Origin of the sequence: Streptomyces sp. NBC_00433, from assembly GCA_036015235.1 — a bacterium.
Classification (GTDB): Bacteria; Actinomycetota; Actinomycetes; order Streptomycetales; family Streptomycetaceae; genus Actinacidiphila.
Window position 1 is genome coordinate 1,854,861 of sequence record CP107926.1, and the last position, 12,008, is coordinate 1,866,868.

A 12,008-nucleotide genomic window follows, 5' to 3' on the forward strand; every position below is an offset into this window, starting at 1 on the left:
GCCCATGTCAGGTCGAGCGTGGCAAGCGGCCGGTGTGACGGGTGGGGCTCTGCTGTTGGTTGCCGGCTGCGCCTGGGGCGGCCACAAGGACCCGCCGGCGTCCCTGGACCCCACCGAAGCCCCCGGCCCTCCGGTCGGCAGCATCGAGCACCCCCGCCCCGTCGACTGCACCGACGGTGCGACTCCGCTGCCCAGCCGGACGACCGAGCCGACCCGGTCGGCCGACCCCACCGCCACCGCCGGCCGCCCGTGGTCGCCGCCCGTCTCACCGCCGGCCAGCCCCCGGCACGACGACGTCACGGTCGGCCCGTTGACACTGGCCGGCCTGCGCGGCCTGTCCGGTGGCGACCAGGACGCCCACGGCGTGCACAATGCCGACGGCTGGCACTATCTGGTCGGCGCGTCCGTCCGTGACGGCGGGGCGGTGACCGTCACGATCGGAGCCGAGCAGCGTGCCCGGGCGGGTCTGGAATTCGGCGGCAGCCAGAGCATGGCTCCCACGCCCGCGGTGACCTTCTACGCATGCGCCGATGCGGCGACCTCCTATCTCGGTGCCTTCTTCGTGGCGGGTGACGGCCGGGCGTGTGTGCCGCTGGACATCCGGGTGGGTGACGCCGCGCCACAGCGAGTGGTGATCTCCTTCTTCGACGGCCAGTGCCCTGCATAGGGTGGGCCCATGACCGAGCCGACCCCAGGACAGCGCCCCGAGCCCGACACCGAGCGCGAGCCCGCCCACGACCCAGAGGTGCTGCAACTGGCGGGGCAGGTCTTCGATCTCGCCCGGCAGGGCGACACCGCGAAACTCGCCGCCTACATCGATGCCGGCGTCCCGGCGAATCTGGCCAACGACAGCGGCGACACGCTGCTGATGCTTGCCGCCTACCACTGCCACGCGGACACCGTCAGGTCGCTGCTCCAGCGCGGCGCGGAGACCGACCGGGCCAACGACCGCGGCCAGACCCCGCTGGCCGGTGCGGTCTTCAAGGGCGACCAGGACGTGATCAGCGCCTTGGTCGAGGCCGGCGCCGACCCGACGGCCGGGGCTCCTTCGGCCGTCGACACGGCCCGGATGTTCGGCAAGGCCGACCTGCTCACCCTTTTCGGCGCCGCGTGACCCTCCTGGCCGGGCGGCGGGACATGACGCCCGGTCAGGCCCTTTCCGCGGCGCGGCGGGCGAGCCGGTCCACACCCTGAGCGGTCAGGGAGCCATGGAGCCGCAGTCGGGCTATCCCGCCGTCCGGGAAGATGTCGACCCTGACGTGGGTGGCCGGCCTGGCGTCGACCAGGAAGCGATGGACCGTGTCGGGCTGCAGCCGCACCCGGTCCAGCAGCGGGAACCAGCCCGCACCGCCCTCCTCGCGCGGCCCGCCGCCTTCCAGCTCCGCACCGCCGCCGTCACCGTCTGCCACGCCCGCCTCCCCGTCCTTGGCCCACAACTCCGCCCAGCCCGCCGCATTGCCCTTGAGATATCCGGTGTCGATCTCGACGGCGCGGATCTCGCCCTGCTCGACCAGCCGGTAGCTGATCCAGTCGTGCCCGCTGTCGCGCCGCCGCCTGGTCTCCCAGCCGTCGTCCATCTTCTGCGAGCGGCCCGGCAGGATGGTGTGCTCGGGCGGTGAGTAGAAGCGGTCGGAGGCGTCCTCCACCGCCCCGCCGTTCTCCAGCGCCACCAGGTCGAACGTCCCCAACCCCGCCAGCCACACCGGGTCCGGGACCACCTCGCCCAGCACCCGCAGCCGCGCTATGCCCCCGTCGGGATGCTGGCGCAGTCTCAGATGGGTGAAGCGGCGCTCCACATGGACCGCGAAGGCATTCTCCGCATGGCCTCCGACCGCGCTGCGCGCTATCACCTCGGTCCAGTGAAGCGCCGGATCCAGCAATTCCTCAGGGGAGGCCGACGGTGACGCGGCCACCGCCTCCACCGACACCGCGTGCGGGTAATTCCCCCGGAAGTGAGCGGTGTCGACCACGATCGCGCGGATCACCCCTGGCGTCCCCAGCCGGATCAGCGCCCAGTCGTGGTCGGCCGCGTCCGGGTGCGGGACCGCCGCGGACGCGCCGCGCCGCCGCCTGGTCTCCCAGCCGTCCATGACCTTGCCCTTGTGCCCGAAGCGCACGGGATCGAAGACCGCGGGGCCCCGCAGGAGGAGATTCTCCCGCTCGGCGAAGAACTCGTCATTCGCCGCGACCACCCCCGCGCCGAGCCGGCGGTCGGCCAGGTCCGAGAGCCCGGCGAGTCCCGCCGCGCCCAGGTCCGTACTTCGATAGTCCGCGAACGGATTGCCACCCGCATAGGGAAGCGCGTCCCCCGTGAAGGACGTCAGCGCCGTGAAGGTCGCCCCCGCGCCGGCGCCCGCGCTCGTACCCGCACCCACACCCGCCGCTGTGCTTGTCATCGCCTGTCCGCCTCCCTCGTCTGCTCCGATCTCCTCCTGCCTCTACTCTCCGTCCCCACGGCCGTTCACGTCCATCGAAACTTACTGAACAGACCTTTCAGTTGAGCTATACAATGGGTCGAGGTCAGCGGCCTGCCGCAGCGCCTCCAGCGTCCGGCGCAGCAGCGGCGCGTCCTGTGCCCCGCCGCGTACCGCCCCCACGATCCGGCGCCGCGGCCGGTCCGCCTCCAGCGCCCGCACCACGACCTCCTGCCGCAGCCCGCCCGCGGTCGCCATCCGCGGCACCAGCGCGATGCCCATGTCCGCCGCGACCAGCGAGAAGATGGCCGGCCAGTCCGACGCCGCATGCGCCTGCTCGGGCACGAATCCGGCGTCGGCGCAGGCCGCGAGTGTCAGGTCGCGCCACGGGCCGCGGCTGCCGAAGATCCACGGCTCCTCCGCGAGCTGGGCCAGCCGCAGGGCGGGCGCCGCAGCCAGCGGATGGCCGGGCGGCAGTGCGATGTCGAGCGGGTCGGTGAGCAGTGGGAAGAGCACGAAGCGCGGGTCCCCCGCGGTGGGCGCCTCGACGGCGAGCGACAGCGCCAGGTCGACGTCGCCCGCGGCGAGCTGCTCGTAGACCTCGGCGGCCTCGGCCTCCCGCACCGACACGGTGATCCCGGGCGAGCCGCGGCGCAGCAGCGCCACGGCGGGCACGACCAGCCGGGTGATCGCGGTGGCGATGGTCCCGATCCGCACCACGCCTGCCTCGCCCTGGGCCCAGCCGTCGATCTCGGCCCCGGCACGTTCGAGCTGCGCGAAGACGATCTCGGAGTGCCGCAGCAGGACGTGGGCGGCTCCGGTGAGGCGCACCCCCCGGCCGCGTGCCTCGATGACGGGGGTGCCGACCTGCTTGGACAGCGCGGTCAGCTGCTGCGACACGGCCGACGGGGTCATCCGCAGCGCGCCCGCCGCGGCGGTGACGGTGCCCGTGTCGTGCAGGGCACGGAGGATCTGCAGTTTGCGGAGGTCCCAGTCCTTCATGCAGCCAGCCTAAACATTCATCGCCGGAATGTTCTGCCGACGCGGCAAGAGGGACCATCGTCAGGAGGCCGCCGCGGCGCGCTCCCTGTGTTGCCGCGGGCTGACCCCGCGAACCCGTTTGAAGGCCGCGCTGAGCGCGAAAGGGCTGCCGTAGCCGACCCGGCGGGCGACGGAGGCGACGGTGGCGTCGGGCTCGCGCAGCAGGTCGGCGGCCAGGGCCAGCCGCCAGCCGGTCAGGTAGGCCATCGGCGGCTCGCCGACCAGGTCGGTGAAGCGCCGGCTGAGCGCGGCCCGCGACCCGCCGGTCCTGGCAGCCAGGTCCGCGACGGTCCAGGGGTGCGCGGGGTCGTCGTGCAGCAGGCGCAGCGCGGGGCCTACGACCGGGTCGCCCTGCGCGGCATACCAGGCGGGGGCGGCGGCCTCGGGCCGGGCGAACCAGGCCCGCAGCACGGCGATCAGCAGGAGGTCGAGCAGCCGGTCGAGCACCACCTCCTGGCCCGGCTCGTCGCGGACGATCTCGTCGCCGAGCAGCGCGGGCAGCGGGCTGGACCAGGCGTCGCCGGCCAGCACCAGGACCCGCGGCAACGCCGACAGCAGCCGGCTGCTGATCTCGCCGCGCATCTGGTAGGTCCCGCTGATCATCACGGCGGACGCGGGCGACCCGCCGGCGGTCCCGCCGCCGGGGGCTTCCACTCCGTCCGGGTCGTCCCCCCAGGTCCGCACCCCGAGGTCCATCTCCTCGCACAATTCGGTGCCGTCGACACCGGTGGAGACCTGGCCCGGCCTGATGACGATCTGCGGCTCGGTCTCCCGGTCGCCGGCCACGACGTAGGGCTCCGGCCCGCGGATCACCGCGATGTCGCCGGGGCGCAGCGGCCGCGCACGGCCGTCGTCGGTCCGGATCCAGGCGTCCCCCCTCGCCATGTGCACCAGGGTCAGCGGCGCCAGGTCGGCGATCCTGACCGACCAGGGCGGGGTGAGGACCGACCGCAGCAGGAACGCGCCGCGTGCCCGCGGGCCGTCGAGCAGGTTGGCCAATGCGTCCATGAACGACAGCCTAGGCGTGGACGCCTGCGTATGGGGATGAGCTTTTCAGCGATGGCCGGGCCGTCCGCCGCGCGGATTCACTGAGGTCATGACGCAGCAGACGCCTCCCGCCCCCCTCACCCCCGTCATCCGCCCGCATGTCCCCGCGCCGCATCCCGAGCGCCGCCCGACCCGAGGAGCTGCCGTGAACGGCGACCTCCGCAGCCTGGTGCTGCTTGCCGCCACGCTGACGACCGGCCTGACGGCCGGGCTGTACTTCGCCTTCTCGGTGGCCGTGATGCCCGGTCTCGCACGGGTCGGCGACCGCGCGTTCATCGAGACGATGCAGCGGGTCAACGTGGCGATTCTCAACGGCTGGTTCACCCTCGCCTTCGGCGGCGCCCTCGTGCTGGGCGTGGTCGCCGCGGTGCTGCACCGCGGCGGGGAGGGGCGGCCCGCGCTGCCGTGGATCATTGCCGGCGTCGTGCTCTACACGGCCTCGCTGGTGATCACGATGGGCTTCAGCGTGCCGCTCAACGACCGCCTGGCGGACGCGGGAGCACCGGAGCGGATCCACGATCCCGCGGCGGTGCGGGCACAGTTCGAGTCCGCCTGGGTGCACTGGAACATCGCGCGGACGCTGGTCACCACCGGCGCGCTCGGCTGCCTGGCGTGGGCGATGCGGGCGGCGGGCGCTGCGGGCCGCGCGTGACACGCGGTCGCGCGCCGGCTCCGCTAGAGTCGGTGGCGGTCGCGACTGGCGAGGGTGGACCACCACCGGGGAGCGGCCGTCCGCATCCGTGAGCGTCGACCGCCTGGGCGCCTCCCGTGAACGCAGCCCGTCCGCTCCGCACTTGCGGGGCCGCGGGCTCGGACCGAGGAGGCCGGGACGTGGAATTGCGGTACGGAACCAACCCTCAGCAGCACGCGGCGAGCGCCGCGCCGGTGAGCGCGGGCGCATGGCCGGTCCGGGTGGTCAACGGCGAGCCGTCCTACATCAACCTGCTGGACGCGCTGAGCGGCTGGCAGCTGGTCAGGGAGGCAGCCGGGGCGCTGGGGAGGCCGGCGGCGGCGTCCTTCAAGCACGTCTCGCCCGCCGGAGCCGCGCTCGCCGGCCCGCTCGACCCCGCCACCGCCGCGCTCTACCGCGCCGATCCCGCCGCCGGCCCACTGACCAGCGCCTACGTGCGCGCCAGGGACGCCGACCCGAAGTCGTCCTACGGTGACCTCGCCGCCGTGTCGCACCCGGTGGACGAGGAACTGGCCGCGTTGCTGGCCCAGGTGGTCTGCGACGGCATCGTCGCGCCTGGCTATGCGCCGGGCACGGTGGCCGCGCTCCGCCGGAAGAAGAAGGGCCGATTCCTGGTCCTGGAGGCGGACCCGCGGTTCGTGCCGCCGCCGCAGGAGGATCGCGAGGTGCACGGGCTGCGGCTGACCCAGCAGCGCGACGACGTACCGCTGCACACGTCGCTGCTCGACGACGTGGTGTGCGGCGGACCGCTGCCGGACACCGCCGTGGAGGACCTGCTGCTGGGGCTCGCGGTGGTGCGCTACACCCAGTCCAACTCGGTGTGCTACGTCCGTGACGGCGTCACGCTGGGCATCGGGGCCGGGCAGCAGTCGCGGGTGGACTGCACGCGGCTGGCGGGGGCGAAGGCCGACAGCTGGTGGCTGCGACGGCATCCGGCGGTGTCGGCGCTGGACTTCGTGCCGGGGATACGCCGCCAGGACCGCGTCAACTGGCACGTGCGCTTCATCGAGGGCGACATGACCGACGACGAACGCCGCCGCTTCGACCGGGCGCTGGCGGCCCCGGCCGACCCGCTCACGGACGCGCAGCGCCGGGAGTGGGGCGCCCGGCTGACCGGTGTGGCCTTCGCGTCCGACGGAGCCCTGCCCTTCCGCGACAACGTCGACCACGCGGCCCGCCACGGTGTGCGCTGGATCGCCGAGCCCGGCGGCTCCATCCGTTCGGGTGACGTGGCGGAGGCCTGCCGCGAGCACGGCATCACGCTGGCGCACACCAGGTTGCGGCTCTTCCGGCACTGACCAGGTCGCGCCCGGCGCGATCAGCCGCCGAAGGCGCCGTGCCGTCCCTCGCCGGCGGCGAAGCGGGCAGCGCCCCGGGCCGCCTCGGCCAGCGAGATGCGGCCGTGGGCCAATTCCACGGCCAGGGCGGCGTCTTCTGGCAGGCCCTGCTGTTCCAGCAGGGCCAGGCGGTCGTGCCGCAGGCAGGTCTGCGGGAAGGCGGCGATCTTCTCGGCGAGCTGCTCGGCGGCGGCACGGGCGGTGCCGGTGGGGACGACGCGGTCGGCGAGACCGATGGCCAGCGCCTCGGCCGCGTCGACCGGGCGGCCGGTCAGGACCAGGTCCATGGCACGGCCCGCGCCGATCAGCCGCGGCAGCCTTACGGTGCCGCCGTCGATCAGCGGGACGCCCCAGCGGCGGCAGAAGACCCCGAAGACGGCGGTCTCCTCCACGACCCGCAGGTCGCACCACAGGGCCAGTTCAAGACCGCCCGCCACGGCATGGCCCGACACGGCCGCGATGACCGGCTTCCCGAGCCGCATCCTGGTCGGCCCCATCGGACCGTCGCCATCTGCCACGCCGTCACCACGTACCGCGCCGTCACCACGTACCGCGCCGACAACGTCCGCGGCGGCGATGTCGGTGACGCGGTTGCCGCGGTCGGTGCCGATCGCCTTGAGGTCGGCGCCCGCGCAGAAGGTGCCGCCCTCGCCCCAGAGCACCGCAACGGCCGTTTCGTCGTCGGCGTCGAAGGCGCGGAAGGCGTCGGCGAGCGCCCGCGCAGTGGGGCCGTCCACGGCGTTGCGGGCGGCCGGCCGGGACAGCACGACGGTGGTCACCGCGCCCTTGCGCTCGGTCCGCACGGACGGCCCCGGCCCGTCCTGCTGCTGGGGTGGTCGCGGCATGGCGGCGGCTCCGTCCGGTCGGCGGGTCAGCGGTGTTCTTGGACGAGCACCGCGAGGGTGTCCGGCTCAAGTGCCCGGAAGATGTGGGCGAGGTCGCCCGGGTAGGCGATGTAGTCGCCGGGGGCGAGTTCGACCGGGTCCTCCGCGATGCCGACCAGCGCGCGGCCGGCGCTGAGCACCACGTGCTCGACGACTCCCGACATGTGCGGGTCCGACTCGCGGGCGCTGCCGGGCTGGGCGGTCAGCAGGTAGATGTCACGCCGGGTGTGGGGCGGGGACGAGGCGAGGAGGGTGGCGACGTAGTCGGCGCGTTCCGCGGTGAAGGCGGGGCCTTCGCCCGCCCTGATGATCTGCACCTGGGGCCGCGGTGGCTCGACCAGTTGGGCGAACGGCACGTCGAGGGTGACGCTGAGCGCCCACAGCGTCTCCACGCTCGGATTGCCGGTGCCGGATTCGAGTTGGGACAGCGTCGACTTGGCGATGCCCGCGCGGCGGGCGACTTCCGCGAGCGACAGGCCCGCGCGCCGCCTCTCGCGTTGGAGCGAGGCGGCTATGACGGCGAGCGGGGGCCCGCCGGGAGTTTTCTCGTCGTGTGCCACACCCGCTCCTTCGTTCGGCGTAGAAGTCGATGTGTTCGTCTTGACGAACGACTTCCTCAGTGTTCAGTATAGGCGGCGATGCGTTCGATATGGCGAACAAAAAGAGCCCCAACGCACGGCCTGGGGCGGGACATTGCCCTGGTGTGCGCCGCCGACGCGGTGGTCGGCGCCTCCTTCGGCGCGATCGCGGTCGGGCTCGGCCTGCCGGCCTGGCTGCCGATGCTGCTGTCGGTGGTCGTCTTCGCCGGGGCCGCGCAGTTCCTCTTCGTCGGCCTGGTGGCCGCGGGGGGCAACCCGATCGCCGCTGTCGCCGCCGGCTTGCTGGTGAACGCCCGTCATGTGCCGTTCGGCTTCGCGGTGGGCGACGTGTTCGGTACGGGATGGCTCCGGCGGATCGTCGGCAGCCACCTGATGGTGGACGAGACGGTGGCCTTCACCCTGGCGCAGCACGACCCGGCGCGACGGCGTACGGCGTACTGGTTCTGCGGGACCGGGCTGTTCTTCAGCTGGAACGTCGGCGTGGTGCTGGGCACTTACGGCGGGCAGGCGGTGGGCGACACCGACGCCCTCGGACTCGACGCGGCCTTCCCCGCGGTGCTGCTCGCGCTGCTGCTGCCGTCGCTGGGCACACCGCGGGCCCGGCGGGCGGCGCTCGTGGGGGTGCTGATCGCGCTGGCCGTGACGCCCTTCCTGCCGGCGGGCCTGCCCGTACTGCTCGCGCTGGCCGGCGTCGCGGCGGCCGGTACGGGGCGCGACAAGCACGCGGTCGGCGCCGGGGGCCCACGATGAGCACCGGAACGGGACTGGTCGTCGCCACCGCGGTCCTGGGCGCGGGCACCTTCGCCTTCCGCTTCGCCGGTCCGGTGCTGCGCTCGCGGGTGGCAATGCCGGCCCGCGCGGAGCAGTTGCTCGCGGTCGCGGTGGTGGTGCTGCTCGCCGCGCTGGTCGCCACCTCCGCACTGACCGACGCGCACAGCTTCGCCGGACCCGCCCGGCCTGCCGGTGTGGCGGTCGGTGCGCTGTGCGCCTGGCGCAAGGCTCCCTTCCTCGTGGTGGTCCTCGCCGCGGCGGCGACCACCGCCGTCCTGCGGCTGCTCGGCATGTCCTGAACCCGCGCGCCCCGGCACCCGGGGCAATGTGGCCGAACTCGGAGGTGACAGCAGGAATGCAGGCCGTGTTACGTGTCATGTCTCCGTCGCTTCATACGCGGACGTCACTGTCCTGACGGAGAGCCACCCCCACAGGAGGACACACGTGACCGGTCCGCTGACCCGCCGTCCCACGCTCCGACCGCGCGCCACCGCCCGCACTGCTCTGCTCGGCGCGCTCGCCGCATGCCTCGCCTTCACCCTCGCCGGCCCCGGCGACGCGTCGGCCGCCGACACCGACGCGCTGCCGCTGTCCGGCACCACCGCGTCCGGGCTGCACAACACCTACGACCCCGCCGCGTTCAGCTACCTGGCCCAGGCGCTCGACTCAGGCACATCCATGATCGAACTGGACGTGTGGGACGACTTCTTCACCCAGGAATGGAAGGTCAGCCACTCCAACCCGACCGGGAACAGCAACAACTGCGTCAACGCCTCCTCCCCGGCCCAGCTCTACACCGGCGGGGCGAACAAGGACCTGGAGAGCTGCCTCGACGATGTGCGGGTGTGGCTCGGCGCGCACCCCGGGCACGGCCCGCTGATCATCAAGCTGGAGATGAAGGCGGGCTTCCAGGCAACCTTCGGGATGAGCCCGGCCAAGCTCGACCAGTCCATCAGCGCCCACCTGGGCAGCCTGGTGTTCAAGCCGAACGACCTGCTCAACAAGCCGGGCGGCGGGCAGTACGCCACCCTCGACGCGGCCGCCACCGCCGGCAACTGGCCGACCCGCGCCCAGCTCGCGGGCAAGGTGCTGCTCGAGGTCATCCCCGGCACGGTCGAGGAGGCCAACCCCACCGACTCGCTGTGGACCGACAGCGAATACGCGGGCTACCTGCGGGACCTGCACAGCCAGGGCAAGACCGCGCAGGCGAACGTCTTCCCGTCGGTGCACAACGCCCAGGCGGGTGACCCCAGGACGCGGTATTCGGACACCTCGCTGCGGCCGTGGTTCGTGGCCTTCGACGGTGACGCCGCCACGTATCTGAACGGCAGCATCGACACGAGCTGGTACGACACCCACCACTACCTGCTCTTCATGACCGACTCGCAGAACGTGGCACCCGCGCTGGACGACGTGAACCCCGCGCCCGCCGACGCCCAGGCCAGGGTCGCCCAGCTCGCCAAGGCGCACGCCACGGTGGCCTCCAACGACTGGAAGGGGCTGCCCCAGGTCCAGTCGCTGGTGCTGCCGCGCGGCTGAGCCCGCCCGCCGGCGATCCCGCCACCCCTGACAGCGCCTCGCGGCGGTCGGTCCGCCGCGGGGCGCGCGGGCGGATCCTCGGGCTGACGGCGGGACTGCGGGCCCGGCCGGCTCAGGCGCCGCTACGCCTCGGGGCCTGACCGTCCGCCGGTCGGGCTGAGATGCACGGCCGCGAGCTTCCAGTCCGCGCCGTCCGCGACGATCATCTGCGTGACGCGGAAGTGGCCGTCCGCGTCACGCCCGTCGTAGATGCTCTGCTGGCCCTGCACGCCCACCGCGACCGCCGCCCTCCCGTGCCTGCGGACCGTCACCTCTTCCCAGGTGAAGGCGTCGTGTATGAGCGCGCCCGAGGCATAGCGGTCGATCCACTGCTTCTTGTCCAGGACGAAGCCCTGCGGACCCACCGCGGTGAAGTCGTCGGTGAGCAGCGCGTCCAGTGCGGCGACGTCGCCCAGCCGCTCGGCCTCGGTCCACCGCCGCGCGAAGTCGGCCAGCTCCCGGTCGTGGTCCATGCCGTTGCCTCCATTGCACCCGGGGAGAGTTGGGCAATCCCTCTTGCCCTCTAGACTCCCGCAACGGCACGGATGTGACATCGATCTCCAGGAGGTCTTCCGCCTACTCCTGCGGTCGCCGCCGCCACCCGGATGGCGTACTCCCCCGGGAGTAACCGCCGGCGCCCGCCCCGCGACCGGCGGGTCTCAGGTCGCCAGCGTGCCCTGGTCGCCCATGACGATCACCGGGTGGTCGGCGGGTAGCAGGGTGTGCAGCAGATCGACCATGTGGGCGGCCGAGATGCTGACGCAGCCGTGCGTCGGACCGCCGTGGTCCACGTGCACCCAGATGCCGCCGCCGCGGTTCGCGCCCAGCGGCTGCGTACCGTCGAGCGGCGATGTGCCGGGAAGGCGGTTGTAGTCGATCGCGATGACGTAGTCGAAGGCCTCGTCGAGGGGCTCGCCGTCGAAGCCGACGCCGCCCGCCCGGAATTCGGCGGAGTGGTGGTACGGCAGCTTCGAGCCGGGGTCGGCGTCGAAACCGCCCGCGTCGCTGAGGGTGTACACCCCGATCGGGCTGTGCAGGTCGCCCATCCGGTGGCCGGCGGTCCAGCCGCGCAGCGCGTTGTGCGCGGGCCAGGCCGCGCCCGGATGCCAGCGGCCGGCGCCGGTCCTGGTCCACAGGGTGACGACGGTGTCGGAGGAATTCTTCGCCTTGCCCGAGGCGACGAGCACCTGGCGGGTGGCGGCGGGGATCGCCGCGCGGGTCCTGGGGCCGAGACCGCTGATCGCCGCAAGCGAGCCGTCAGGGGCGGCGGTCGGGTTCGCGTTCGCCGCGGCAGCGCCGGGCCGCGGTCCGAGGGGGGCGGCCGGCGCGCCGGCGTGTCCGTGGCCCGCGGTGTCCGCGGCAGCGGTGCCGGTGTGCCGGGTCAGGACCGTGTAGCCGGAGCCCACCACGGCGAGTCCGGCCACGCCGACCGCCACCAGGGTCATCGCGCGCCGCCTGCGGCGGGGCCGGCGGTGCCGGTTGCGGTCGTGGCCTTCGGCGCCGTGGTCGCGGCGGCCGTCGCCGCCGGGACCGGTCGCCGTTGTCGGCCTGCGGTCGGCATATGCGTCGGAGGGTGTGGCAGTCATCGGCTCGATCCTCGCAAACACCCGGTTCTCATCCGTCACCCAGCCCCCACAGACGCCCGT

Annotated in this window: 14 protein-coding genes and 1 riboswitch; of the genes, 7 read left to right on the top strand and 7 right to left on the bottom strand. The window is 73.4% G+C overall.

Features of this window, described 5'->3' with window-relative positions; all coding sequences use genetic code 11:
* Positions 1-4 precede the first annotated feature (4 nt).
* Both OG900_07470 and OG900_07475 read left to right on the top strand, forming a co-directional pair.
* On the top strand, positions 5-667 hold the full coding sequence (locus OG900_07470; protein ID WUH89961.1) for a hypothetical protein: 663 nt from the start codon (positions 5-7) through the stop codon (positions 665-667).
* Between the two features lie 9 nt (positions 668-676).
* Positions 677-1,114: an ankyrin repeat domain-containing protein gene (locus OG900_07475; GenBank protein WUH89962.1), complete on the top strand. Its 438-nt coding sequence runs from the start codon at positions 677-679 to the stop codon at positions 1,112-1,114.
* A 34-nt stretch (positions 1,115-1,148) separates the two neighbouring features.
* On the opposite strand, the gene alc is transcribed toward OG900_07475, so the two are convergent.
* The 3 genes from alc to OG900_07490 form a co-directional block, all read right to left on the bottom strand.
* On the bottom strand, positions 1,149-2,396 hold the full coding sequence (gene alc, locus OG900_07480; protein WUH89963.1) for an allantoicase: 1,248 nt from the start codon (positions 2,394-2,396) through the stop codon (positions 1,149-1,151).
* 81 nt (positions 2,397-2,477) lie between these two features.
* Complete coding sequence (locus OG900_07485; protein ID WUH89964.1) at positions 2,478-3,416, bottom strand: LysR substrate-binding domain-containing protein; 939 nt, start codon at positions 3,414-3,416, stop codon at positions 2,478-2,480.
* 60 nt (positions 3,417-3,476) lie between these two features.
* The gene (locus OG900_07490; GenBank protein WUH89965.1) at positions 3,477-4,463 is read right to left on the bottom strand and encodes an AraC family transcriptional regulator; all 987 of its coding nucleotides are present in this window, start codon (positions 4,461-4,463) and stop codon (positions 3,477-3,479) included.
* A 184-nt stretch (positions 4,464-4,647) separates the two neighbouring features.
* Between OG900_07490 and OG900_07495 the strand changes: the two genes are divergently transcribed.
* Positions 4,648-5,154, top strand: coding sequence for a DUF1772 domain-containing protein (locus OG900_07495; GenBank protein ID WUH89966.1), 507 nt, complete (start codon positions 4,648-4,650; stop codon positions 5,152-5,154).
* Between the two features lie 31 nt (positions 5,155-5,185).
* Positions 5,186-5,270: riboswitch (ZMP/ZTP riboswitch) on the top strand.
* A gap of 63 nt (positions 5,271-5,333) precedes the next feature.
* On the top strand, positions 5,334-6,491 hold the full coding sequence (locus OG900_07500) for a phosphoribosylaminoimidazolecarboxamide formyltransferase (protein WUH89967.1): 1,158 nt from the start codon (positions 5,334-5,336) through the stop codon (positions 6,489-6,491).
* 20 nt (positions 6,492-6,511) lie between these two features.
* On the opposite strand, the gene OG900_07505 is transcribed toward OG900_07500, so the two are convergent.
* Positions 6,512-7,375, bottom strand: coding sequence for a crotonase/enoyl-CoA hydratase family protein (locus OG900_07505; GenBank protein WUH89968.1), 864 nt, complete (start codon positions 7,373-7,375; stop codon positions 6,512-6,514).
* Between the two features lie 26 nt (positions 7,376-7,401).
* Entirely contained in the window at positions 7,402-7,974 is a 573-nt protein-coding gene (locus OG900_07510) for an XRE family transcriptional regulator (GenBank protein WUH89969.1), read from the bottom strand.
* 78 nt (positions 7,975-8,052) lie between these two features.
* Between OG900_07510 and OG900_07515 the strand changes: the two genes are divergently transcribed.
* From OG900_07515 to OG900_07525, 3 genes are all read left to right on the top strand, one after another.
* Entirely contained in the window at positions 8,053-8,763 is a 711-nt protein-coding gene (locus tag OG900_07515) for an AzlC family ABC transporter permease (GenBank protein ID WUH89970.1), read from the top strand.
* A complete protein-coding gene (locus OG900_07520; protein ID WUH89971.1) occupies positions 8,760-9,083 on the top strand; it encodes an AzlD domain-containing protein in 324 nt (107 codons plus the stop codon). Before OG900_07515 ends, OG900_07520 begins: the two co-directional genes overlap by 4 nt.
* 145 nt (positions 9,084-9,228) lie before the next feature.
* On the top strand, positions 9,229-10,323 hold the full coding sequence (locus OG900_07525; GenBank protein WUH89972.1) for a Ca2+-dependent phosphoinositide-specific phospholipase C: 1,095 nt from the start codon (positions 9,229-9,231) through the stop codon (positions 10,321-10,323).
* A 122-nt stretch (positions 10,324-10,445) separates the two neighbouring features.
* Here the strand turns inward: OG900_07525 and OG900_07530 are convergent, their stop codons facing one another.
* Entirely contained in the window at positions 10,446-10,835 is a 390-nt protein-coding gene (locus OG900_07530) for a nuclear transport factor 2 family protein (GenBank protein WUH89973.1), read from the bottom strand.
* A 186-nt stretch (positions 10,836-11,021) separates the two neighbouring features.
* On the bottom strand, positions 11,022-11,948 hold the full coding sequence (locus tag OG900_07535) for a L,D-transpeptidase family protein (GenBank protein WUH89974.1): 927 nt from the start codon (positions 11,946-11,948) through the stop codon (positions 11,022-11,024).
* Positions 11,949-12,008 lie beyond the last annotated feature (60 nt).

Bases quoted from the DNA above. Each gene is read 5' to 3' on its own strand.
- OG900_07470 (WUH89961.1), top strand. From the start codon at position 5: ATGTCAGGTCGAGCGTGGCAAGCGGCCGGTGTGACGGGTGGGGCTCTG.
- OG900_07475 (WUH89962.1), top strand. From the start codon at position 677: ATGACCGAGCCGACCCCAGGACAGCGCCCCGAGCCCGACACCGAGCGC.
- alc (WUH89963.1), bottom strand. From the start codon at position 2,396: ATGACAAGCACAGCGGCGGGTGTGGGTGCGGGTACGAGCGCGGGCGCC.
- OG900_07485 (WUH89964.1), bottom strand. From the start codon at position 3,416: ATGAAGGACTGGGACCTCCGCAAACTGCAGATCCTCCGTGCCCTGCAC.
- OG900_07490 (WUH89965.1), bottom strand. From the start codon at position 4,463: ATGGACGCATTGGCCAACCTGCTCGACGGCCCGCGGGCACGCGGCGCG.
- OG900_07505 (WUH89968.1), bottom strand. From the start codon at position 7,375: ATGCCGCGACCACCCCAGCAGCAGGACGGGCCGGGGCCGTCCGTGCGG.
- OG900_07515 (WUH89970.1), top strand. From the start codon at position 8,053: ATGCGTTCGATATGGCGAACAAAAAGAGCCCCAACGCACGGCCTGGGG.
- OG900_07520 (WUH89971.1), top strand. From the start codon at position 8,760: ATGAGCACCGGAACGGGACTGGTCGTCGCCACCGCGGTCCTGGGCGCG.
- OG900_07530 (WUH89973.1), bottom strand. From the start codon at position 10,835: ATGGACCACGACCGGGAGCTGGCCGACTTCGCGCGGCGGTGGACCGAG.
- OG900_07535 (WUH89974.1), bottom strand. From the start codon at position 11,948: ATGACTGCCACACCCTCCGACGCATATGCCGACCGCAGGCCGACAACG.